The organism is Terrabacter koreensis (assembly GCF_054783315.1).
Window position 1 is genome coordinate 858463 of record NZ_BAAGQU010000005.1, and the last position, 22764, is coordinate 881226.

Genomic DNA, 22764 nt, shown 5'->3' on the forward strand with positions numbered 1-22764 from the left:
GGTGGGGGAGTCAGCCGAGCAGGCCACCGGAGGGGCAGGTGACGACCTTGTTGTCGAGCACGCACACGAGCGTGCCGTTGGTGCCCTTGAGCGGGTCGAGCACCCGGACGAGGTCCTTCGGATCGCCGGGCAGCAGTGGCAGGTGGGGCAGCGCCAGCAGCCGCACGATCTCGGCGGGCAGCGTCGCGCTGGGCAGCTTCACCGTCGGCTTGGGCACGGTCACCGAGGGCAGCGGCACACCGGGCACCGTCGGCAGGGGGAGAGGCACACCGGGCGCCGGCTTGTTCGGCACGGGTGCCGGCTTGGGCGCAGGCTTCGGGGCCGGCTTGGGGGCCGGCTTCGTCGTCGACGGCTTGCCCGACGGTGACGGCTTCGCCGAGGCGCTCGGTGTGGGGCGGGCGCTCGGCGAAGCCGTCGAACGGGGAGCCGGCGAACCGGCATACGCGAAGCCCGAGCCCTCGGGGGTGGCCGACCCGGTGCCGGAGGCGGGGCGGGCGGCGGGCAGGGCGTTCATGGGCACGACGGTGACGCCGCGGCGGTAGGCGTCGGCGATCGACAGCACCGTGCGGACGTACGAGTCGGAGTGGTTGTAGCGCATCACGGCCTGGTAGGCGGCGCCGGGCGTGCGCAGGTCGGTGCCGCCGGAGCACAGCAGCACCCCGGCGCCGGTGACGGCATCGGTGAGGCTCTGCGGGTTGGCGACCCCGTCGCCGTCACCGTCGCGGCCGGCCATCTGCCACGACGTGGGGATGAACTGCATGGGGCCGACGGCGCGGTCGAAGGTCGTGTCGCGGTCGAGGGCGCCGCCGTCGGTGTCGGTGATGCGGGCGGTGCCGCGCGAGCCGTCGAGCGGGATGCCGATGATGCCGGGGCGAGCGATGCCGCTCGCGTCGAGCACGTTGCCGCCGAAGCGGGCGTGGTTGCTCTCGACGCGGCCGATGGCGCCGAGCAGCGCCCAGTCGATGCCACAGCCGGGCTTGATGCCGCTGAGCACGCCGGCGGCGCGCTGGTAGGCGGCGACGGCCACGGACGGGATGCCGTTCGCGTCGAGCCGCACCGGGGCGAAGGAGCCGATCGCGGTGATCGCGGCGCGGGCCTCGGAGGGCACGTCGACGCGGGCGTAGTCCTGGGTGAAGGTCTGGTAGATCGGGGGCAGCTGCATCGGCGCGGGGGCGGGGCCCGCCTGCGGGTAGGTCGGGCTGCCCTGGGTGATGGCCGTGTCGGGCACGGTGATCGACGTGGGCGCAGTGGTCTGGTCGGAGCCGCGGGTGGCGGCGAAGGCGATGCCGGCCGTGGCCAGGGCGATGACCGGCACGGCGGCAGCGACCCTGCGCGCGGTGGTGCCGGCGCGGACGATGCGGACCATGGTGACTCCTCGTTGACTGCCGCCCCCATTGGCGGTCTGGGCTGGTCAACGAGCCATACCCGCGAAAGTCACGCGAGGTGAGCAAGCCGCCTGTCGCCTGCGACGGTCGAGAAAGCGATCCGTCCCCGGGGCTCGAAGACGGCCTTCGCGCGAGGGGGGACGGATCGCTGTGTCGATCGGGTGGGGGCTCCTTGGTCAGCCGAGGCGGGCCACCACGTGGTCGATGGCCCTCGTCAGCTGCGTGACGTCCTCGGGGTCGACGGCCGGGAACATCGCGACGCGCAGCTGGTTGCGGCCGAGCTTGCGGTAGGGCTCGACGTCGACGATGCCGTTGGCCCGCAGCGTGCTGGCCACTGCCGCTGCGTCGATCGCGTCGTCCAGGTCGACCGTGCCGACGACGTGCGAGCGGGCGGCGGGATCGGCGACGTACGGCGTCGTGTAGTCGGTCTGCTCGGCCCACGTGTAGAGGCGTGTGGACGAGTCCTTGGTGCGGCCGGTCGTGAAGGCGAGCCCGCCGTTGCCGTTCATCCAGTCGAGCTGGCTCTTCATCAGCGCGAGCGTCGAGAGGGCCGGGGTGTTGTACGTCTGGTTCTTCAGCGAGTTGTCGATCGCCGTCGGCAGGCTGAAGAAGTCGGGCACCCAGCGGCCGCTCGCGGCGATCTCGTCCACCCGGGCGAGCGCCGCCGGGGAGAAGGCGGCGAACCACAGGCCGCCGTCGGAGGCGAAGCACTTCTGCGGGGCGAAGTAGTAGACGTCGGCCTGCGTGATGTCGACGGGCAGGCCGCCGGCGCCCGACGTCGCGTCGATGAGCACGATCGCGTCCTCGTCGGCGCCCTCGACCCGCTCGACCGGGGCCATGACGCCGGTGGAGGTCTCGTTGTGCGGCCAGGCGTAGACGTCGACGCCGGCCTCGGCGTGCGGGGCGGCGAGGGTGCCGGGGTCGGCCTTGACGATCGTCGGCTCGCCGAGGAAGGGCGCGGCCGTCGTCACTGCCCCGAACTTGCTGGAGAACTCACCGAACGCGAGGTGCTGGGCGCGGTCGCGGACGAGGCCGAAGGCGGCGATGTCCCAGAACGCCGTGGAGCCGCCGTTGCCGAGCACGATCTCGTAGCCGTCGGGCAGCGAGAAGAGGTCGCGCAGACCCTGGCGCACCTCGCCGACCAGGTTCTTGACCGGTGCCTGGCGGTGCGAGGTGCCGAGGACCGTGCGTCCGAGAGAGGCGAGGTAGTCGACCTGCTCGGGGCGGACCTTGCTGGGTCCGGAGCCGAACCGTCCGTCTGCCGGCAGCAGCTCGGCCGGGATGGTGATGGGCTGGGTCACGGCTGGTGCTTCGGTCACGAGTCCCTATTCAACCCCACCTGCCCACTTCGTGGACACCGTCTCTCGCTGCGTGGACGCGCGTACGGTGTCGTTCGAGTGCACCCGCGCGCCGACGGTGCGGGCTCGCGCCACAGGTGGTCGGTGCACCAGCCACCTCTGGCGCAGGCGTCCACCGCTGACGTGGTCACGCACCGTTGTCCACAGGGTGTCTGCGGGCGCGGGCGTCGACGGGCCACGATGGGCCGGTGGATCTCGAGCAGCTCGCCCGTGGCGACGTCGTCAGCACCGCCCAGCTGGGCGCCGCTGGCCATCCCGACAAGGCGATCGCAGCCGCCGTGCGTGCGGGCGCGCTCGTCCCGCTACTCCGAGGTTGGTATGCCGTCCGGCCAGCACGCGACGCCCGTGACCTCCACTGGCTGCGCACGGTCGCGGCCCGGCGACGCTTCGGGGGCCGCGCCCTCATCAGCCACCAGTCGCTGCTCGTCGCGCAGGGCCTTCCCGACTACCGCCTCGACCTCGCGACGGTGCACCTCACCCGCCGGGGTCCGGGCCAGACCCGCAACAGCCCTGGCGTGAAGGTCCACCGGCCGTTTCGCGACCTGCCGCCCGAGCTCGTCCTGACCTCCCCCGATCGGGTGCCGACGGCGATCGGGGTCGTCCAGGCCGGACTCGAAGGAGTGCCTCTCAGTGCGCTCGTCGCCGCCGACGCGGCGCTCCACCGCGAGCTGGTGACACCTGCCGAGCTGGAGGCAGCGTGCCTGCTGCACGCCCGCTGTCGGGGCATCGGCCCGGTGCGCTCGATCCTGCGCGAGGCCGATGCCCGCATCGAGTCGCCGGGCGAGAGCGTCGTCGGGCACCGCCTGCGAGCGCTCGGCCACTCCCTCGAGCCGCAGTTCGAGGTCGACACCGACGTCGGCACGAGGTACGCCGACTTCCGTGTCAGGGGCGCCCGTGTCCTCGTGGAGTTCGACGGCGCCCGGAAGTACGACGACGGCAGGTCGCCGACCGGGAGGAGCAGCGCTTCGTTCCTCAAGAAGCGGCGCGAGGACGCGATGCGCCGCAAGGGCTGGTTCTTCGCCCGCTTCGTGTGGAGCGAGCTCGACGACCTCCCGCTGATCCGCGCACGCGTCGACCAGGCGATCCGCGACTCGCGACGGTGGGCCGCCTGAGCCGGGCCCTCACGAGTGGCCGCTCGCTCCAGAGGTGGACGCTCACTCCAGGTGTGGGCGGTGCACCAACCACTCCTGGCGGAAGAGCGCATCCCTGCCGGGAAAGCGCACCTGCGCTGGGACGAGGGGGCTCGCGCTCAGTGGGCGATGTCGGCCGTCCACCCCGCGACGTCCTCGGGCTTGCGCGGACCCTCGCCGATGTAGCGCGACGACGGCCGGATGAGCCGGCCGGTCTGCTTCTGCTCGAGGATGTGCGCCGACCACCCGGCGGTGCGCGCGCAGGTGAACATCGGCGTGAACATCGACGCCGGCACCTGTGCGAAGTCGAGGATGACGGCGGCCCAGAACTCGACGTTGGTGGCGAGCACCCGGTCGGGTCGGCGGGCGTGCAGCTCGTCGAGCGCTGCCTTCTCGAGGGCGGCGGCGGCCTCGTAGCGCGGGGCGCCGAGGCGCTCGCAGGCGGCCCGGAGCACGCGCGCGCGGGGGTCCTCGGCGCGGTAGACGCGGTGGCCGAAGCCCATCAGGCGCTCGCCCTTGTCGAGGACTCCCTTGACGTAGGCGGTGGCATCGCCCTGCTGCTCGACGCCGTCGAGCATGTGCAGCACGCGAGAGGGCGCCCCGCCGTGGAGGGGTCCGCTCATCGCGCCGACGGCGCCCGAGAGCGCGGCCGCGACGTCGGCACCGGTCGAGGCGATGACGCGGGCAGTGAACGTCGAGGCGTTCATGCCGTGCTCGGCGGCGGAGACCCAGTACGCGTCGACGGCCTCGACGTGCTTGGGGTCGGGCTCGCCGCGCCACCGGATCATGAAGCGCTCGGTGATGGTGGAGGCCTTGTCGACCTCGCGCTGCGGCACCATCGGCTTGTCGAGGCCGCGGGCCGACTGACCGACGAACGACAGGGCCATGACGGCGGCCCGGGCGAGGTTGTCGCGCACCTCCTCGGCGTCGATGTCGAGGGTCGGCTTGAAGCCCCACACCGGCGCGAGCATCGCGAGGGCCGACTGGACGTCGACGCGTACGTCGCCGGTGTGCAGGGGGAGCGGGTAGGGCTCGGCGGGAGGGAGTCCGGGGTCGAACTCGTTGTCGACGAGCAGCCCCCAGACGTGGCCGAAGTCGACGTGGCCGACGAGGTCGTTGATGTCGACGCCGCGGTAGCGCAGCGCCCCACCCTCCTTGTCCGGCTCGGCGATCGTCGACTCGAAGGCGATGACGCCCTCGAGTCCTGGCTTGAAGTCGGGGTCGGGCGTGCTGTCTGCCATGTGCGTCCTTGCTGTGCAGGCGGTACCACCGCGGTGTGGAGGCCAGCAGCTGTCGACCATCGGGCTGGGAGTGGGTCGTGGCTGCGAGACTCACCGTATGCCGTCAGCCGCCGACCAGACCGTGTTTCGTGACGCCGTGTTCGCCACGCGAGACCCCCACCAGGACGCCGTCCGCTTCGAGGGCACCGACTTCACGGGCGCACACGCCGAGGGCGCGTCGTTCCTCGAGTGCTCGCTCGTGGGCGCGACCCTCGACGGGGCCCACCTCTCCGGTTCGCGCTGGTCGGAGTGCGAGTGGCAGCGCGTCCAGGGGGTCGGCGTGACACTCGTCGAGGCGAGCCTGGTGGAGACGACGATCGAGGGCTGTCGGCTCGCGGCCGTCTCGGCATGGGGCTCGACGTGGCGCGACGTCACGGTGGTCGGCGGCAAGGTCGACTTCCTCAACCTGCGCGGCGCGCGGCTCAAGGACGTCGCCTTCGTCGACTGCGTCGTCGTCGAGCTCGACCTGCAGGAGGCCGTGGTCGACGGGCTGACGTTCGAGGGCTGCACCCTCCAGCAGCCGTCGTTCGGCCGCGGCACGTATGCCGGACTCGACCTCTCGGGGGCGACGCTGAGGTCGCCGGTGGGGCTGGCCGGTCTCAAGGGGGCGACGTTGAGCCGGCCGCAGGTCATCGATCTCGCCGACGCCCTCGCTGCCGAGCTCGGGATCGTCGTCACCGACTGAGGCCCGCACTGCCCGTTCGGCCCCCGTTCGATGAAGCTCGCGGTCACCGGTGACCCGCACCTCCATCGAACGGAAGAAGGTCAGTTGATCTGGTTGGGCTTGCCGCGACGCAGGGCGGTGGCGGCGGCGTCCTTCGCGCGCGCGGTGGGCCTGACCTTGTCCTGAGGCCGGATGCGCTTGGTGAGGTCGGCGCGCTCGACGAGGGTCGCGAGCAGCAGGTCGGTCGCGGGGTGGACCGCGACGGGCTCGTCGCCGCTGAAGACGACCCAGTGCGCGGCGTCGCCCTTGTAGACCTTCAGGATGCTGCCGTCGGTGAGCGACCGCGCGTGGTCCATCGCCTGGCGGCGGGCCCGCTCGCTCGAGATGGCCTTGTTGGCGGCCTCCTTCGCAGGCTCGCGAAGCGCCTGGCTGGCCACCCAGATCTGCGGGCCGTACTTGATCCCGAGCTTCACGGTCTGCGTGACGAGCTTTCCCTTGCCTGCCATCGTGTGACTCCTCACCCGCCCGGCCGCGCCGGGGCTGTCGCTGGGTCCGCACGCGCCGTGGGCCTGACGCTCGTGCGGGCCTTCGTGCCGCCAACCCTAGTCTGGGCTCATGGACACCCACCCCGTGGCGTCGGCCGACGAGCCGGATCGCAAGCCCACGAGCGTCGCCCACGCCGTGCGCCGCCTCGACTACACCGGTGACGGGCTCGTCGAGACCGACGTGGCCGAGTCGCCCTACCTCCAGGCCCGCGCGTGGGTCGACGCCGCCTTGGCCGCCGCCGAGGAGCGCGCGGACGTGCCGGAGCCGTCGGCGCTGTCGGTGGCAACGGTCGACGCGTCCGGGGCCCCCGACGTGCGCACCGTGCTCATGCGCTTCTTCGACGAGCGCGGACCCGGCTTCGTCACCAACCTCGGCTCGACGAAGAGCCAGCAGCTGCAAGGCGACCCGCGGGTCGCTGCCAGCCTGACGTGGCCCTCCCTCTACCGGGCGATCCGGTTCCGTGGCACGGCCGAGCCGCTCGATCGCGACGAGGTCGAGCGGTACTTCGAGTCGCGCCCCTACGGCTCGCGGCTCTCGGCGTGGGCCTCGGACCAGTCCCGCCCGGCCGCCGACCGGGCCGAGCTCGAGCGCCGTTGGCAGGAGGTGCTGGAGCGGTTCCCCGACACCGGCAGCGACGACGACGTGCCGGTGCCCGACTTCTGGGGCGGCTGGCGCATCGTCTGCGACGAGGTGGAGTTCTGGGCGGGCCGGAGCAACCGCCTGCACGACCGCATCGTCTTCCGACGCACCGGCGCCGGGGACCTCGCGGACCCGGCGGCGTGGACGCGCCTGCGCCTTCAGCCCTGACCCCCACCTCACGTGCCGGAAGAAGCGGGGGTGGTGCGGACACGGAACAGGGCAGCCCGACGAGTCGGACTGCCCTGCTTCATCCCTGGGTGTGGGTGGGGACGCGGCTATCGCGTGGCCACCTCACACGTTCCGGAAGAAATCACTTCTCGGATCACCTCCCTTCGGTTCGACTCCTCGAACCTACGTCGGGATGAATCGGGCGGCAAGACCTTTTACACAGGGTCGGTGGGCAGCTCGTCGTCGCTCGCCGTCGCCTCGGGCGACGAGCCGGTGCCGGCCCCGGACGCGCCGTCGCGACGCCCGCCGTCCCCCGGTCCGGGGTGCCCCTCATGCGGCGACGTGCGGTCGGCGCGCCGTGCCCGGGTGATCCGGCCGAAGCCGACGACCATGGCGACGACGGCCACGACGACCAGCGCGACCACGAGCATGGGCCCCCACGCGTCCTCGGGGGGCGCTGCCGCGTCGAACGGGCCGACCAGCGTCACGTGCCGACCTCGGGCTCTGGCGCCACGGCGACCGCGGCCGTCTCGGGGGTCGGGCCGAGCGACCCCGTGCCACCCGGCGACAGGACGGGAACCGGTCGGGGGCCCGGCGCACCCGGCTCGGCATCGGCCGGTGGGGTAGTCGGCAGCGCTGACAGGCTGCGTGCCCCGACGAGCATCGCCAGCAGCACCGGCAGCTCGAGGTACGCGTGGTAGCTCGCCAAGGCGGCATACAGCGCCTTGCCCTGCGCGAAGTCGATGCCGAAGAGCACGGCAAACACCGCCGCCGCGAGGAACCCCACGGCCCACAGCCGGGGGCCGGTCACCCACGGGACCCGCGCCTCGAAGGACGCCGAGGCGTCGGGTGCGACGCGCGGCATGAGGGCGACCCACACGACGTAGTGCATCGTCTGCATGAAGGCGAAGACGGTGAGGAAGCGCGTCCCGAGCAGGGTCGCTGCGGCGCCGGGCGGCGCGCTCGCGGCGAGCACCGTCTGGCCGTCGCCGACGACGCTGCGCACGATGCCCGGGTCGGTCGTGAGCGTGCCGTCGAGGAGCCCGAGCAGGACGACGGCGGGGATGGCGACCACCCAGAGCAGCTGCGCGGCGCGGAAGGCGCGACGGCCGCGCGGCGAGGCGATGCGGCGCGACCACTCCCAGAGGAAGAAGAGCGGCACGACGTTGTGGAGGTGCGTGAGCACGACGAAGTGGTACGCCGGGAAGGTCGAGGACACCACGGCCGCGGCGGCGACGACCGCCCAGGCGACGCGGCGGCGGCGACCCTCGAGGCCGTAGCGCGCGGCCACGGCGATGACTGCGTAGCCGAGGAGGATCTCGGCCAGCTGCGCCGGCCGACCCACGACGCCGGCGAGGAGGCGGCAGACGACGATCGCCGTGACGAGGGCGACGAGCAGATCGAGGAACGGGCGCCCGAACAGGCCCGAGAAGCGGCCGGCCACGTAGCGGATCTCGAGCAGGTTGTGCAGGATGCCGAAGAGGATCAGGCCGATGACGGCCGTCGCGACCGGCGCCCCGAGCGCCAGCGCCAGCGCTGCGGCGACGGCCCCGAGCACGAGGAGCGTCACGGTGCGCCAACCCTGCGTCCCCGGTGCCGCGTCGGTCGCGCTGGTCACGCTGGTCACGCCGTGACCGCCCGCGCGTGGGTGGCGTTCGCCCTGACCGTCGTGGTCGAGGCGCCCGTGCTGGTCGCGTTCGCGCGCCTGGCTGGGTGGTCGTCCTGGCGCCGCGCCGTCGCCGCGGCCGTCGGGGTCAACGTGCTGACGCAGCCGCTCCTGTATGCCGTCTCGACCCGGTTCACCTCGCCGCTGCAGCTCGTCGCCGCCGAGGTCGTCGTGGTCGTCGTGGAGGCCGCGGTGCTCGTGTGGTGGTGGCGGGTGCGGGGCCGGGAGGGCGTCACGACGCTGGCACTCGCGGTCGTCGCCGCCAACGCCCTGTCCACCGCCGCGGGACTGCTGGTCCCCTGACTCCCGGTCACGCGCCAATCGTTCCGTCGCCCGGACGAGCGGGCCACCCGAGTAACCCGATCGTTAGGGTCCTGTGGCGTGACCGAGATTCGGGGCCGCGGCGGCGAGGGTGCCGGCGGGCGGAAGCGGGAGCGCGAGGGCGAGGGCGAGCCGGTCGTCAGCCTCCGCGCGATCGCGCTGTCGGCGTACGGCCCCACCCTGCTCGGCTCGACCGGGGCCGGCGCGGTCTCGCCGATCGTGGCGGTGTCGGCCCGCGAGCTCGGCGCCTCGATCGGCGTCGCGGCCCTGCTCGTCGCGATGCTGGGCGTCGGGCAGCTGCTCGGCGACCTGCCGTCCGGGGCCCTCGCCGCCCGCATCGGGGAACGCCGGGCCCTGCTGGCCGCGGCGGTCGTCGAGGCCGTCGGCATGCTGGTCTCGGCGCTCGCGGGCGGGCTGGTCATGCTCTTCGCAGGGGTGGTCGTCATCGGCCTCGCCGGGTCGCTCTTCGGGCTCGCCCGGCAGGCCTACCTCACCGAGGCAGTGCCGGTCGCGATGCGCGCCCGGGCGCTCTCGACGCTGGGAGGCGTCCACCGCATCGGCTACTTCGTCGGCCCGTTCCTCGGCTCCGTCGTGATCTCGCGCTGGGGCATCGAGTCCGCGTACGCCGTCGGCGGGGTCGCGAGCCTCGCGGCCTTCGTGCTCGTGCTCGTGGCGCCGGACATCACCGGGTCGGCGCACCGGGTGGCCACGGCCGGCGTCCCGCGGAGCGTCATGTCGGTGCTGGCCCAGCACCGCCACGTGCTGCTGACGCTCGGCACGGGGGCGATGTGTGTGGCCGGTGCGCGGGCCATCCGCGAGGCGCTCGTGCCGCTGTGGGCCGAGTCGGTCGGCTTCTCACCGGCGCAGACCTCGCTCGTCTTCGGCGTCGCCGGCGCCATCGACATGGCGCTCTTCTACCCGTCCGGCTGGCTCATGGACCGCTACGGCCGGGTCGCGGCGGCCGTGCCGAGCATGCTCGTGCTCGGGCTGGGGATGGCCCTGCTGCCGCTCGCCACGAGCCTCGTCGCGGTGACCGCCGCCGCCACGGTGCTCGGGGTCGGCAACGGGCTCGGGGCGGGCCTCATCATGACGTTGGGCGCGGACGCGTCCCCGGCCGACGGGCGGGCGCAGTTCCTCGGGGGCTGGCGACTCTGCGCCGACCTGGGAAGGGCTGCGGGGCCCCTGGCGTTGTCAGGGCTGAGCGCCGTCATGTCACTCGGCGCCTCGGCCGTCGTGCTCGGCGTGGGCGCGGTGGTCGGCGCGGGATGGCTGCGCATCTGGGTGCCCCGGCACGACCCCACCAGGGCCTCCAGGGCAGGGGCGGGGACGGGCGCCGCGACGGGTGGTCACTGACCGTCCGAGAACTCTGAGAGGGTATGACCGTGACGGACCTGATCGACACCACCGAGATGTACCTCCGGACGATCTACGAGCTCGAGGAAGAGGGCATCGTGCCCCTGCGCGCTCGTATCGCCGAGCGTCTCGGCCACTCGGGCCCGACGGTGTCGCAGACCGTGGCCCGGATGGAGCGTGACGGGCTCGTCGCCGTCTCCGGTGACCGTCACCTCGAGCTGTCCGACCACGGCCGCCTGCTCGCGACCCGCGTCATGCGCAAGCACCGCCTGGCCGAGCGCCTCCTCGTCGACGTCATCGGCCTCGAGTGGGAGTACGCACACGACGAGGCGTGCCGCTGGGAGCACGTCATGTCCGAGAAGGTCGAGCGCAAGATCCTCGGCCTCATCGGCGGTGGCCTCGAGTCGCCCTACGGCAACCCCATCCCCGGCCTCGACGAGCTCGGCATGCACCAGGACGAGGACTTCCTCACCGGCCTCATCCCGCTCACGACGGCCGTGCGCGACAGCGCCGCGAGCGTGACGATCCGCCGCATCGGCGAGCCGGTCCAGGTCGACCCCGAGGCCCTCGGCCTGCTGACCAGCGCCGGCGTCGTGCCCGGAGCGCGCGTCGACGTCACGCGCGACGGGTCCCGGGTCGTCGTCGTCCGCGACGGCGGCGAGCCCTCGACGGGCGTCTCCCTGCCCGACGACGTCGCCGTCCACGTCTACTGCCAGACGGCCTGAACTCCGGCCTCGCCCGCCTCACCTCAAGGCGTCACCACACGGCCCGACCGCCGGCCTACGTCAAGGTCTGCCCCGATCGGCCGGGGCGTTTTGGCACACCCTGCCACGGGTTGTCCGCGTCGTGTCCGAGTCGCGGGACGCTTCCGAAATTGGTGCTGACCCGGAGGTGACAACTCGGGGCGGGTTGGGTAGTTTGGCCGCACTTGCTCTCCCCGTCGAGCAGGTGCCCCGGGTCGGACCGCCTAGTCCTGCCATCGACCTGTGGCCAGTGACGAACCGCATGGCAGGAGCGGGGGAACCACTTTCTCCGGGCGTCGAGAGACGTCCTTGGGGTGAAGCCCTCCGTGGACCGCAACGGTCCGAGTGAAGGCCGGGCGAGTACCTCCAGCCCGAACCCGACAGCTCACCTCGTAGGCGTCGAGAGGTCAAACGTGGCTCAGAACGTTCCCGGGCGCCACCGCGCCCCCGGTCGATTCAACGCGATCTCGGAGCTCAAGACGATCGCGAAGGAGTCGGCCCAGCCGGCCGTCAAGGGCGCCGCGATCGTTGCCGCCTCGGGTGGCCTCGTCGCCTCGTTCGCCGGCACGGCGAACGCCGCTGACGGTGTCAGCGCCGCTGCCGGCCCGGCGGTCGTCGGGCCCCAGGTGGGCTCGCTCAAGGCCGCGAACGCCCTGTCGGCCATCGGCTACGGCAAGCCGGCGCTCAAGACCAAGCCCCTCGTCATCGAGGACATCAAGGTCAAGCGCGAGCGCGCCGAGGCTGCCGCCGACAAGGCCGCCGCCGAGCGTCGTGCCGCCGCGGCCGAGCGCGCCTCGCGCTCCACCGCCCGCGTCGCGCTCAACGACGCGAAGATCCCCAGCGCCTCCGGCATCGTCGGCATCGCGCAGTCCTTCTTCGGCGTCCCCTACGTCTACGGCGGCTCGTCGCCCTCGGGCTTCGACTGCTCGGGCCTGACCTCCTACGTCTACCGCCAGGCCGGCATCTCGATCCCGCGCACGGCCTCCGCACAGCAGGCCGCCGCGACCCGCGTCAGCGACCCCCAGCCGGGCGACCTCGTCTTCTTCGGCTCGCCGGCGTACCACGTGGGCATCTACGTCAGCCCGGGCCGCATGATCGACGCCCAGCGCCCCGGCACCGTGATCGGCAACCACTCGATCTGGACGCGGCCCTCGGGCTACGGCCGCTTCTGAGCCTCGCACGACCTCTCGTGCCGTTGTGCCCTCGCCGACTCCGGCGGGGGCACAACGCGTTCCGGGCCCGTCAGCGGCTCCGTGGTTGACTGAGTCGATGACCGACCAGTCTGCTGCCGAGTCCACGACCCTCATCGAGCTCGACCTCTGGAGCGACCTGGTCTGCCCTTGGTCGTGGGTGGCCAAGCGACGGGTCGAGGCGGCCGTCGCGGCCTTCGAGCGACCGCACGACGTCACCGTGCGGCTGCGCTCCTTCGAGCTCGACCCGGACGTCCCGCGGGGCGGCGGTGTTCCCGTGAGCGAGCACGTGGCGCTGCGGCACGGTGGCGACGCGGAGGCAGGGCGGCTCATGAACGCCCGGGCCAGCGAGGTCGCCGAGGCCGACGACCTCTACTTCGACTGGGACCGCGCCGTGCGGGCCAACAGCTTCGACGCGCACCGGCTGTGCGCGCTGGCCGGCGAGATGGGCGGCCCGGCCCTGCGGTCCGCCGCCGTCGAGCGCTTCCAGTCCGCGCACTTCAGCGAGGGCCTGCCGATCGACGACCACGAGGTGCTCCAGCGGCTGTCGGCCGAGTGCGGCCTCGACGAGCGGCGCGTCTCGGCCGTCCTCGCGTCCGACGCGTACGCCGACCAGGTGCGGGCCGACGAGGAGCAGGCACGCTCGATGGGCGTGACGGCGACGCCCTTCGTCGTCGCCAACGCGTATGCCGCCGTGTCGGGTGCGCGTCCCGTCGACGACTACCTCGCCCTCCTCCGTGGAGTGGCGACCCAGAGCGTCTGAGCCGCGGTCAAAAGCCGCGGATCGCCCATAGCGCAACGCGATTCGTCCACCTGCTGGCATGTCGCGCCCTGACCGGCGACAGCGCAGGTGGTCGGGGTGGAGGATGCCCACAGGTGCGTGGCCGTGACGACGGCTCGGTGAGTCCGGGCTCGGGACGGGAGAGCGTGGAGCGCGTGGGCGACGAGCACGACGAGGCGGACGAGGCGGTGCTCGCCGCCTGGCGGTCGCTGCCGAGCGAGCACCGTTTGGTGCTCTGGCAGCTCGTGGTGCACGACGAGGGCCTCGGCCGGCCCGCTCCGCCGCGCCGGCCGTCGCGCCGGGGCGTCGCCGCGCCGGCCGAGCGTGCCCGCGACCGGTTGCGGCTCGGGTTGCTCTCCGAGCTCGTCGCGAGGGCGGAAGGCCCCGAGTGCGCTGCCGCCCGTCGCGCCCTCGCTGGTCACCTGCGTCACCTGCCGTCCGGGCCGGGTACGCCGGAGGCGGAGCAGCACCTCGAGGTGTGCGAGCGGTGTCGCACCGCAGTGGCGCTCCTGGACGACGTGGACGGTGCGATCAGGTCGCGCGTTGCACCGGCGCTGCTGCCCGGCGCCTTCACCACGGCCGTGGTCGAGGACGGGGCTCCTCCGGCCTCGGCCGCCACCGTCGACTCGGCGCCGTCGACGGCTCCGGCGGCGCGGGTGCTCTCCATGCCGGGCCGACCGGCCGCGTTGCTCACCGCTGCCGGGGCACTCGTCCTGGCTGCCGTGATGCTCCGGCTCGCGTGGGCCCCCGGCGGCGGACTCACGGCGGAGGCGCCCTCGCCGCGGCCGCCGTCCGTCGCGACCCTCTCGGTGGACGCGTCGCCCGACTCGGACCGCGCGGCCGCCGGGGCGTCCGGGCCCCGGCCGGTCATCGGTGTGGCCGTGGCGGAGTCGGCCTCTGGTCGCCGTGGGACGGTCTCCCTTCCCGCAGGTGGTTCGCGGCCCGACGGGCCGGCCGGCCTCCGCGCAGCTTTCGCCCAGCGCCGTGGGGCGTCCGGCGTCGGCGGGGCGACAGTCGGGCTGCGTACGCGTCCCTCAGGGGTCACCTCGCCGCCCTTTGCCGCGCCACCCGTGGCCCCGGCACCGGTTGCCTCAGCTCCTGGAGCGTCGGCCACCGCGCCTGCGACGGCGTCGACCACCCCACCCGCAGCGACAACGACGGCGCCGCCTCCCGGGCCGGTCGTGCCGCCAGAGGGCACCGTCACCACCCTGGTCTTCGTGCCCGCGGACCAGGGGACGTTCGTCGCGACGCTGGCGGTGAGCCAGGGCTGGCTGCTCACCTCGGTGGTGGACGTGCGCGGCGCCCAGGCGGTCGAGCACGTGGCGACCCCGTCCACCGAGGTCGTCGACCGGATGCACGCGGGCCGGGTCGTCGTCGAGGTCACGAAGGCGGCCGGCTCGGCCGGGGCAGGGCTGCTGTCGGTGTCGTTCGTGGGCCCGTCGGGCTCGGTGCTGCCCGGTTCGGGCACCTACGCGTTGCGTTGACGCGGGGCGTCGTCCTCATCGTCGGCGTCTTCCTCGGCGTTCACCTCGGCGTCCACCTCGGCGTCCTCAAAACCTCGCGCCCCGTCGACCTCGCCCGCCCCTGACGGCGCGGCGGCGTCGGAGGAGGGGACGGCGGCATACGGCCGGGGAGAGCGGGGGGTCCCCGGCGCACCCGCTGGGGCGACCTCGTCGACGGGGATCACCTGGCTGAGGCGCGTCAGCTCGACGACGGCGCGGATGGGGGAGGCCTGCGGCACGACGAGGCGCAGGTCCTGGCGGCGGTCGCGCAGACGCTCGGAGAGGCGGAAGAGCGTGGCGATGGCAGCACTGTCGATGTACGTCGTGTCGGTGAGGTCGAGGACGATGAGGGTGACGTCGTCCGGCACACCGTGGGCGACGGCTTCGATGACGTCGCGTGCGTTGGACAGGTCGACCTCGCCCGAGATGCGCACGAGCTGGGTTGCCCCGTCACGCTGCGTGAGCACCCGGGCGAGCTCGCTCACGCGAGGCTCCCCAGGCGTACGCGCCGGGTGAGCCGCACCTCGGTGCCCGACGGGGTGTGCCCGACATCGACGTCGTCCATGAGGGAGTGCATGAGCTGCAGTCCCCACCCGCCGCCGCGGTCGGCGGCCGGGCGCCACTGGCCGTGGTCGCGCACCCGGAGCTCGAGGTCGTCGCCGACGAGGCGCGCGGAGAGCTCGAGGGGTCCCGCGGCGTCCGCGCCGCTGTAGGCGTGCTGGACGACGTTGGCGCAGGCCTCGCCGCAGGCGACGAGCACCTCGTTGGCCTCGTTCTCGGGGACGCCGGACTCGTGCAGCCACCGCCGCAGGGCGCCCCGCAGCTTGACGAGGTTGCGCGCCTCTGCGGGCAGGCTGAGGGTGAGCTCACCCTCGACGGAGACGGCTGGGCGCATCGCGAGCAGGGCCACGTCGTCGGGGATGTGGTCGTCGTCGAGGAAGGTCGCGAGGAGCCGGTCGCACAGCCGCTCGAGCGCGTCGGCGGGGGCGCTGTCCGTCGCGTCCGTCGCGTCCGGTGCGGCTGTCGCGTCCGGTGCGGCTGTCGCTTCTCGGCTGAGGCGGTCGAGCCCGGCGGAGAGCGAGACTCCCCGTCGCTCGACGAGGCCGTCGGTGTAGAGCAGCAGCGTCGAGCCCGGCTGGAGCACGTGCGTGCTCTCGGCGAAGGACCCGTCGAGGGTGACGCCGACGGGTGGGGCGAGAGCGCCCGTGAGGTAGGTGGCGCTCCCGTCGGTGACGACCAGGGCCGGCGGATGGCCGGCGTTGGTCCAGCGCAGCTCGCGGGTGGAGGGGTCGTAGACGAGGTAGATGAGCGTGACCATCTCGGGGACGGGCAGCTGGGCGACGAGCTGGTGGACGCCGTGCATCACGGCCGGCGGCGAGGGGTCCTGCAGGGCGTACGCGCGCAGCGCCATCCGCACCTGCACCATCGTCGCGGCGGCCTGCAGGCCGTGGCCGGCCACATCGCCGATGGCCAGGGCGAGGAGCCCCTTGGGCAGCTGGACCACGTCGTACCAGTCGCCGCCGACCTGCACGTCCGCCGTGGCGGGGACGTAGCGGGCGGCCAGGCCCACCCCGGGCACGTCGGGGAGCCGGTCGGGCAGGAGGCTGCGCTGCAGGGTCTCGGCGATCTGGTGCTCGCGCTGCGCCCTGGCCTCCTCGTGGCTCAGCAGCTCCTGGGCCTCGGAGCGCTCGTGGATCTCCTGGACGAGGCGCACGTTGGCGGCCGAGAGCTGCGCGGTGCGCTTCTCGACACGCTGCTCCAGCTCGGCGGCCGCGAGGGCGAGGTCGCTCGCGGCCTGGGCGCGTTCGCTGACGAGGGCGGCCAGGAAGAACGAGGTGAGGGCGACCGTGGCGTTGAAGGCCTGCAGCGTGACCATCTGTTCAAGGCGCGTCGTGCCCTCGAAGGGGCCGATCTGCTTCGTGGCCGCCCACGTGGCGGCGAGCGTCGCGATGAGGGCGGCGGGTGCCGCGCCGCGCAGCTGCAGACGCCACGCCGCCCAGCCGAGGAACGGCAGGGCGATGAAGAGGACACGCATCTGCAGGACGATCCACGTGAGGGTCAGCGCGACGGCGACGAGGATCACGGCGCCCTCGAGCCACTGACGCAGGGGCCAGCGTCGCTGCTCCCAGAAGAGCGGCAGGCACAGCAGGAACGGCGTGAAGGCCAGCACGCCCATGGCGTCGCCGGTCCACCAGACGGCGAACGCGGTGGGCAGCTGACCCGCCTGGATCGAGCCGGAGGCGACCAGGACGAGGGAGCCGATGGTGGCACTGACGAGCATGCTGGCGAGCGCTCCGACGAAGACGAACGCGAGCGCGTCGTGCTGGCGGTCGAGCTCGCGCCGGAAGCCGACCTTGTGCAGGAGCGTCACGGCGACGACCGGTGCGAGCGTGTTGCCGACCGCCGTCGCGAGGGCGGCCAGGAAGGTGGCGCTGATGGGGAGGTTGATCGCGAGGGCGGCCACCGCGACGGCGGGCCAGTACGACCGGCCGAAGACGAGCAGGGCCGCCACGGCGATGCCGGTTGGGGGCCACAGCGGTGTGACGTCGTCGCCGACCAGTGACAGCTCGAGCCCGAGCTTGCCGCCGTAGTAGTAGGTGACTCCGATGGCGGCGAGGAGTGCCGCGCGCCGAATGCCCACCCGCTCGGCGAGCATGCCGACGGGCCGCGAGGACCCAACCGTCCCCACGCGCACCGTCATGGTCGGACGCCTCCCACGCGCCCGCGCGTCCCCATGGCTGCGAGCCTAGGGATCAGCGGCTCGGATGACGAGGGTTTCGCACACACTGTCCGGGTCCGGTGGGGTCTGCTTCCTCGCCGACCGGGGCGGGGCAGGTGCGATGGGTCACGTCCGACGGTGTTCGCCGTCGTGCCCCACCCTTGGCTCCTACCGTGTGTAGTAGAGGAGGGACCATGGCCGGTGAGTCGCTGGTGACGGCGCGGAGGCTGTCCGTGGTCACGGCAGCGGTGGGGGCCGCTGCCGGGGGCTGGACGCTGGCAGACCCGGGCCTGCTCCACGGGCCCGAGGCGATGCAGGGGTCGGCGCGCGGCACGGCGCTGGTGCTGCTCGTCGTGGCCCTGCCGGTGCTGCTCGGGTCGTGGTGGAAAGCCGGACGAGGGTCTGGGGCGGCCCTGCTGGCAGCCCTCGGAGCGCTGCTCTACGTGCTCTACAACGCCGTGCTCTTCCTCTTCCTCACCCCGTTCAACGCCGCCTTCCTCGTCTACGTCGCGCTCCTCGGCTCGGCGCTCTGGGCGGTCGGGCACCTGGTCGTCGCGCGCGAGCTGCGAGTGGCCGGGGAGGGCGTCACCGAGCGTGCGCCGGTGCGCGGCGTCGCGGCATACGTCTGGGTGGTCGCGGCGCTCAACGCGCTGGCGTGGCTGGCGCGGGTCGTGCCGTCGATGGGGGAGTACCCCACGCCGATGCTGGAGGGGACCGGTGTGCAGACCAACGCCATCTTCGTCCAGGACCTCGGCGTGTGGCTGCCCCTCGCCGCGGTCTCTGCGCTCTGGCTGTGGCGGCGCGAGGCTCGCGGCGGTGTCGTCGTGACGGCGCTGCTCGGCATGTGGGTCATCGAGAGCCTCAGCATCGCGGTCGACCAGTGGTTCGGGGCGACCGCCGACCCGGCCTCAGACGTGGTGTCGACGTCGCTGGTGGTTCCCTTCCTGGTTCTCGCTGCGGTCGGGCTCGTCCCGTGGTGGCTGCTCGCGCGGTGGGCGTCACCCCTCCTGACCCGCTCGGGCGGCCCGGTCTGACGCAGGGGGCAGGGCCGCCCGGGTGTCGCGCACGTGTCAGGCGGGGTGTCGCGCGGGGCTGTCGCGCAGGGCGTCGCGCAGGGTGTCGCGCAGGGGTGTCGCGCCCACTGTGGCGGGGAAGGTCGTGCGAAAGTGGGCGCACGAGTTTTCCGAAGTGGTCCGCACGCGTGCCGGACCGCGCCTAGCGTTGCCTCGTGTCGTCGCCGCACCAACGTCCGGAGTTCCAGCCACGGCTGGTGCCTGCCCCGGATGCCGACGCTGAGGCCGAGGCGCTCGACTTCGGGGCGCTGTTCCACGCGGTGCCGAGTCCCTGTGTCGTGCTCGACGCGGACCTGATCATCCAGGCCTGCAACGACGCGTACCTCAAGGCCGCGAGCCGGCGTCGGAGCGAGCTCGTCGGCATGAGCATCGCCGACCTGCTGCCGAGCCGGCCGGCCGGGCCCGACACGATCCCCGGTTCGGAGCCGGTCGTCGAGACGGTTCGGCGAGCCGTGCGGACCGCCCTGGACACCGGCCGCTCCGTCGTGGTCGGCCTGCAGCGCTACGACGTCGACGCCGGCCGAACGACTGCCCAGCTCGAGGCCAAGGTGGAGGCCAAGGTGGAGGCCCGGGTGGAGGCGGAGGTGGACGCCGCGGGGCGGCACTACTGGATCGGAACCGCTGTGCCAGTGCCGAACTCGTGGGGTGCGCCCCGGCACGTGCTCTACAACGTGCACGACGTGACGGCCCTCGTGCCGCACCTCGCCACCGCGTTGAGCGAGCCACTCGAGCCCGCTGGACGGCAGGCGCGAGCCGCCGTCGTGGCCGCGACGGCCGTGGCCGAGCAGAGCCAGCTGTTCGACCTCGCGCTCGAGACCCAGCGACAGCTCGGCATCGCGGTCCAGGAGGTCATGCTCCCCGCCGAGGTGCCGCTCAGCGTGCGCGAGGCCGTCCAGATCGCGGTGCGCTACCAGCCGGCGTCGGATGCGCTGCGGGTCGGCGGCGACTGGTACGACGTCGCCGACCTCGGCCAGGGGCGCCTCGCCGTCGCCGTGGGTGACGTCGTCGGCCACGGACTGCGCGCCGCTGCCGTCATGGGTCAGCTGCGCAGTGCCCTGAGTGCGCTCACCGTCGCGGACGTCGGCCCCGCCGCCGCCATGACGGCCCTGGACCGGGTGGCGCGGCACAGCCCCGACGCGACGGCGTCGACAGCTGTGAAGGTCGTCGTCGACCCGGCGCTTGACCTCGCCATCTACAGCAGCGCGGGCCACCTGCCGCCGCTCATCCTTCGGGTCGACGGCACGATCCACACGATGAACCAGGCGCTCGGCCCGCCGTTGGCCGTGACCCAGAAGGTGGTGAGCCGGCCTCTCGGCACGGCGATGCTGCGCGCCGGCGACACCCTCGTGCTCTACACCGACGGCCTCGTCGAGCGACGCGGCGAGGCCCTCGACGTCGGGATCGCCCGACTCTCGGACGCGCTGGTCAGGTTGCGGGAGCTGGACGTCGACTCGATCGCCGACCGGCTGCTGTCGGAGCTGCCACCGATGTCGTCGCTGCGTGACGACATCGCACTCATCGTCCTGCGCGTCTGAGCCCCTCGCGTACGCGTTGGGCCCGCGGAGCGTTCGTCGGTGGCCCGGCGCTCTCCTCGGGACCGAATCGAGGTCAGGGACTCGAGGTGGAGGGTCCACGTCCACCACCCGCGTCGTGCGGTCGAGTGGCTGCCTGCGCTGCAGTCCAGGCGGTGCGATGCTCGTGGAGTGAAGACGCAGGAGGTCTCGACGTCACTCGGTCCTGTGGAAGTGTCCTGGGCCGGTCCCGCCGGCGGGGGCGTCGTCCTCGTCTTTCCTGGGGGACACTGCTCTGCGGCCACGCCGCTCGGTGCAGACCTCTACACCGACATGGGGTTCCGGGTGTTGACCTTCTCCCGCCCCGGGTACGGCCGCACGCGCGTAGGTCCGCTCACGGCGGCCGAGTTCGTCCCGGCCGTGGCGGAGGTCTGCGACGGGCTTGGGATCGGCGCAGCCACCGCAACCGTGGGAATCAGCTTCGGCGGCCTCCAGGCAGTGCACGTCGCTGTCGCGCTCGCGCACCTGGCGCCTCGTCTGGTTCTGCACAGCTGCGCTCCGTCGACGTTGCCCTATCCCGACACCAGGCTCGAGGCGGCAGCCGGTCCCCTGAGCTTCTCTCCGTTGACTCAAGGCCTGACCTGGCGGGCCATCCGCTCCCTGACGTCCTCGGACAGGGGCCTGCGCCTGATGATGTCCACGCTGTCGAAGCTCCCGGTCGACTCGTGGTGGGAGAAGTGGACGCCTGCGGACCGCGCATCGGCTCGGGCGACCTTCGCGGGCATGGGCTCGGGATCGGGCTTTGTCACGGACTTGCGCCAAGGCGCAGCAGACAGGGCGGACTACCGCCAGACGGTTCTGCGCTCGGTTCCCTGCCCAACCCTCGTGACGGCGTCGCGACATGACGGTGGCGTGTCTTTCGCACACGCAGAGGACTTCGTGCGCACGGTGCCGAGGGCCCAGCTGATCGACACCGACGCGCCATGCCACTTCTACTGGCTGGGACCCGACCGTCCAGCGGTGTCCCGAGCTATCCACGCCTTCGTCGTTGACTAGCCAAGGGACGGTTGCGGCCAAGACGCCCGGGTCTTGCGCCGTTGCGAACAGCGGCCTCGGGATGCTCGATGATCAGCTGATCTGCGGGTGATGCCCTCGAACACGGGGCACGCGTTGAGTTACAGACCGAACCCGTGCCACTCGCCCTCAGAAACAACCTCGACAGAGTCGCCGACGACCCGGATGGCGGTCTGCTCGTCGATGACATACGCCGGTCCGTCGATGTCAGCAGCCCAGCGCTCCGCGTCCGCAAGGGTGTTCGTCGGGAACGCGTTCAAGTGAGGGAAGATCGCGAAGTCCACGAGCCCCAAAGTCCGATCGTCCACGGCGGCCGGCCATTTGACGAAGTCGGAACCGATTCGGGGTGCCATGACCATGCTGCCGGCGCTCACGCCGACCCAGGTCGTATCGGTCAGAGAGGGAAGGTGGTCCGCCATGCCTGATTGCCGCAACCAGTGACAGAGGTAGGTGGCCTCGCCGCCGTCGACGAGCAGCACGTCGGCCCCACGGATCCATGGGACCCATCGCTCCGGGTCAATGGTGGGTAAGGCGGTGAGCTCTAGCACGCCCACGGACTTCCACCCCAGTGCCGTCATGGCGTCACCTGGGCGCCCGCCACTGACGAAGCTGCGCACCGATTGCGGACCGCAACTGGGATGCCCCCATTGCGCAGTCGGGATGCACAATGCGGCAGCTTCCGAGATGGGCTTGCCCAACATGCCCGCGAGCGCATCGCGAATGCTGGGGTTCGTGACGCCGCCCGAGGTGAGAAGCAGCTTCATCGCTGGGGCTCCTTGGCGTTGCTCGGATCTTGGGGAACGGCAAGGCCGGAGGACGCGGCCAGTCCGCTGACGGGTGATGACACCGTACAGACAGCCGATCCCACGTGCAGGGCCAACGTTCGGCTCGGCTCGGCTATACGTCTTGAGCACGACCAGAGCCGCTGGTCCGCCCTTCATGGTGCAGGGACTGTGCGGTCGCCTCTGCGTCAGGCATTCCTCAACCTCTTGCCCGTCGTTCTCCACACATGACGAATGAAAGGTCTGGAGCACGCCGGCTGGCGGCGCATAGAACCGCCTCTTCCCTGCGGCGCGCCTCACGCTACGGAGTCACGCGCGCGGACGTCCGACGTCCTCGGACACGCGACATCCACCCGTTCCGTTCGCCGACAACCTGTGTGCCGGGTGTTTCTGGCTGCTTCGAACCGTCCGGGACCTCTGAGGTACCCGTCCTGGGGCCCATCAGACTGCAAGCCTCAGGACGGGGGCAGTCCCGCGGCACGGAACCTCGTCAGTTCGCTCAGCGACGGCGCAGCTTTGACCATCCCAGTCGTCCGAGGTCGTGGACTAGCGCGAGGGCCGCGAGGCTGGCAACTACCACCGGGACAGCGTTGACGGGCTCGCCGCGAAGTAGCGGCCACGTTAGGAAGAGGACGACGCAAACCGCGAACACGGTCGCTCGCCACAAGGGAGGCTCGGGCGTCTTACGCCACTCGTCGCGCCAAGTCTCGAACATGGATCCTCGTCAGTGCATCAAGTGGCTATGTGGTGGTGCTCGGGCACACTATCGCCCGTCTACCAACTCGAGATGGCGCATCCCTCAAGAAGGCTGGAGCTTGTCGGCAACGCTCGAATCTGGGGCCGATCGGATGTTCGAAATCGAGGCCACTGGTTCGTGGC

Annotated in this window: 21 protein-coding genes and 1 riboswitch; of the genes, 12 read left to right on the top strand and 9 right to left on the bottom strand. The window is 72.5% G+C overall.

Annotated features, from left to right (window positions below):
- Window positions 1-10: 10 nt before the first annotated feature.
- Together ACYVNR_RS16265 and serC are read right to left on the bottom strand one after the other, a co-directional pair.
- Window positions 11-1366, bottom strand: coding sequence for a lytic transglycosylase domain-containing protein (locus tag ACYVNR_RS16265; protein WP_461049348.1), 1356 nt, complete (start codon window positions 1364-1366; stop codon window positions 11-13).
- A gap of 195 nt (window positions 1367-1561) precedes the next feature.
- A complete protein-coding gene (gene serC, locus ACYVNR_RS16270) occupies window positions 1562-2686 on the bottom strand; it encodes a phosphoserine transaminase (RefSeq protein WP_461049404.1) in 1125 nt (374 codons plus the stop codon).
- A gap of 245 nt (window positions 2687-2931) precedes the next feature.
- Here serC and ACYVNR_RS16275 point away from each other — a divergent pair, with 245 nt between their 5' ends.
- Window positions 2932-3855 carry a hypothetical protein gene (locus ACYVNR_RS16275; RefSeq protein ID WP_461049350.1) on the top strand — a complete coding sequence of 308 codons (924 nt, stop codon included), beginning with the start codon at window positions 2932-2934 and terminating at the stop codon, window positions 3853-3855.
- Between the two features lie 137 nt (window positions 3856-3992).
- Here the strand turns inward: ACYVNR_RS16275 and ACYVNR_RS16280 are convergent, their stop codons facing one another.
- Window positions 3993-5114, bottom strand: coding sequence for a citrate synthase 2 (locus ACYVNR_RS16280; protein WP_461049352.1), 1122 nt, complete (start codon window positions 5112-5114; stop codon window positions 3993-3995).
- A 97-nt stretch (window positions 5115-5211) separates the two neighbouring features.
- Between ACYVNR_RS16280 and ACYVNR_RS16285 the strand changes: the two genes are divergently transcribed.
- Window positions 5212-5838, top strand: coding sequence for a pentapeptide repeat-containing protein (locus tag ACYVNR_RS16285; RefSeq protein WP_045186890.1), 627 nt, complete (start codon window positions 5212-5214; stop codon window positions 5836-5838).
- 80 nt (window positions 5839-5918) lie between these two features.
- On the opposite strand, the gene ACYVNR_RS16290 is transcribed toward ACYVNR_RS16285, so the two are convergent.
- Entirely contained in the window at window positions 5919-6323 is a 405-nt protein-coding gene (locus ACYVNR_RS16290; RefSeq protein WP_045186888.1) for a hypothetical protein, read from the bottom strand.
- A 109-nt stretch (window positions 6324-6432) separates the two neighbouring features.
- Here ACYVNR_RS16290 and pdxH point away from each other — a divergent pair, with 109 nt between their 5' ends.
- Window positions 6433-7170, top strand: coding sequence for a pyridoxamine 5'-phosphate oxidase (gene pdxH / locus ACYVNR_RS16295; protein WP_082080628.1), 738 nt, complete (start codon window positions 6433-6435; stop codon window positions 7168-7170).
- A gap of 215 nt (window positions 7171-7385) precedes the next feature.
- Here pdxH and ACYVNR_RS16300 read toward each other — a convergent pair whose 3' ends face one another.
- Both ACYVNR_RS16300 and ACYVNR_RS16305 read right to left on the bottom strand, forming a co-directional pair.
- Window positions 7386-7658: a hypothetical protein gene (locus tag ACYVNR_RS16300; RefSeq protein WP_461049355.1), complete on the bottom strand. Its 273-nt coding sequence runs from the start codon at window positions 7656-7658 to the stop codon at window positions 7386-7388.
- Entirely contained in the window at window positions 7655-8797 is a 1143-nt protein-coding gene (locus tag ACYVNR_RS16305; protein ID WP_461049357.1) for a hypothetical protein, read from the bottom strand. The genes ACYVNR_RS16300 and ACYVNR_RS16305 overlap by 4 nt, the downstream gene beginning before the upstream one ends.
- 3 nt (window positions 8798-8800) lie before the next feature.
- On the opposite strand from ACYVNR_RS16305, the gene ACYVNR_RS16310 reads away from it, so the two are divergent.
- The 6 genes from ACYVNR_RS16310 to ACYVNR_RS16335 all read left to right on the top strand — a co-directional run bounded on the left by ACYVNR_RS16310 (window position 8801) and on the right by ACYVNR_RS16335 (window position 14708).
- Complete coding sequence (locus ACYVNR_RS16310; RefSeq protein WP_461049359.1) at window positions 8801-9139, top strand: hypothetical protein; 339 nt, start codon at window positions 8801-8803, stop codon at window positions 9137-9139.
- Window positions 9140-9217: 78 nt separating this feature from the next.
- Window positions 9218-10510: an MFS transporter gene (locus tag ACYVNR_RS16315; RefSeq protein ID WP_458801490.1), complete on the top strand. Its 1293-nt coding sequence runs from the start codon at window positions 9218-9220 to the stop codon at window positions 10508-10510.
- Window positions 10511-10539: 29 nt separating this feature from the next.
- Window positions 10540-11235: a metal-dependent transcriptional regulator gene (locus ACYVNR_RS16320; protein WP_045187296.1), complete on the top strand. Its 696-nt coding sequence runs from the start codon at window positions 10540-10542 to the stop codon at window positions 11233-11235.
- A gap of 259 nt (window positions 11236-11494) precedes the next feature.
- Window positions 11495-11664: riboswitch (cyclic di-AMP (ydaO/yuaA leader) on the top strand.
- Between the two features lie 2 nt (window positions 11665-11666).
- Window positions 11667-12425 carry a C40 family peptidase gene (locus ACYVNR_RS16325; protein ID WP_045186879.1) on the top strand — a complete coding sequence of 253 codons (759 nt, stop codon included), beginning with the start codon at window positions 11667-11669 and terminating at the stop codon, window positions 12423-12425.
- 97 nt (window positions 12426-12522) lie between these two features.
- On the top strand, window positions 12523-13206 hold the full coding sequence (locus ACYVNR_RS16330; RefSeq protein ID WP_461049362.1) for a DsbA family oxidoreductase: 684 nt from the start codon (window positions 12523-12525) through the stop codon (window positions 13204-13206).
- Between the two features lie 173 nt (window positions 13207-13379).
- Window positions 13380-14708, top strand: a complete 1329-nt coding sequence (locus ACYVNR_RS16335; RefSeq protein WP_461049364.1) for a hypothetical protein — start codon at window positions 13380-13382, stop codon at window positions 14706-14708.
- Here ACYVNR_RS16335 and ACYVNR_RS16340 read toward each other — a convergent pair.
- The gene (locus ACYVNR_RS16340) at window positions 14693-15211 is read right to left on the bottom strand and encodes an STAS domain-containing protein (protein WP_461049366.1); all 519 of its coding nucleotides are present in this window, start codon (window positions 15209-15211) and stop codon (window positions 14693-14695) included. The two genes, ACYVNR_RS16335 and ACYVNR_RS16340, sit on opposite strands and share 16 nt — an antisense overlap.
- Complete coding sequence (locus ACYVNR_RS16345; RefSeq protein ID WP_461049368.1) at window positions 15208-17427, bottom strand: ATP-binding SpoIIE family protein phosphatase; 2220 nt, start codon at window positions 17425-17427, stop codon at window positions 15208-15210. The genes ACYVNR_RS16340 and ACYVNR_RS16345 overlap by 4 nt, the downstream gene beginning before the upstream one ends.
- A gap of 212 nt (window positions 17428-17639) precedes the next feature.
- Between ACYVNR_RS16345 and ACYVNR_RS16350 the strand changes: the two genes are divergently transcribed.
- From ACYVNR_RS16350 to ACYVNR_RS16360, 3 genes are all read left to right on the top strand, one after another.
- On the top strand, window positions 17640-18479 hold the full coding sequence (locus tag ACYVNR_RS16350) for a hypothetical protein (RefSeq protein WP_461049370.1): 840 nt from the start codon (window positions 17640-17642) through the stop codon (window positions 18477-18479).
- A 194-nt stretch (window positions 18480-18673) separates the two neighbouring features.
- Complete coding sequence (locus tag ACYVNR_RS16355; protein WP_461049372.1) at window positions 18674-20053, top strand: SpoIIE family protein phosphatase; 1380 nt, start codon at window positions 18674-18676, stop codon at window positions 20051-20053.
- 168 nt (window positions 20054-20221) lie between these two features.
- Window positions 20222-21085: an alpha/beta fold hydrolase gene (locus ACYVNR_RS16360; protein WP_461049374.1), complete on the top strand. Its 864-nt coding sequence runs from the start codon at window positions 20222-20224 to the stop codon at window positions 21083-21085.
- A gap of 119 nt (window positions 21086-21204) precedes the next feature.
- Here ACYVNR_RS16360 and ACYVNR_RS16365 read toward each other — a convergent pair whose 3' ends face one another.
- Window positions 21205-21867 carry a Type 1 glutamine amidotransferase-like domain-containing protein gene (locus ACYVNR_RS16365; RefSeq protein ID WP_461049376.1) on the bottom strand — a complete coding sequence of 221 codons (663 nt, stop codon included), beginning with the start codon at window positions 21865-21867 and terminating at the stop codon, window positions 21205-21207.
- Window positions 21868-22764 lie beyond the last annotated feature (897 nt).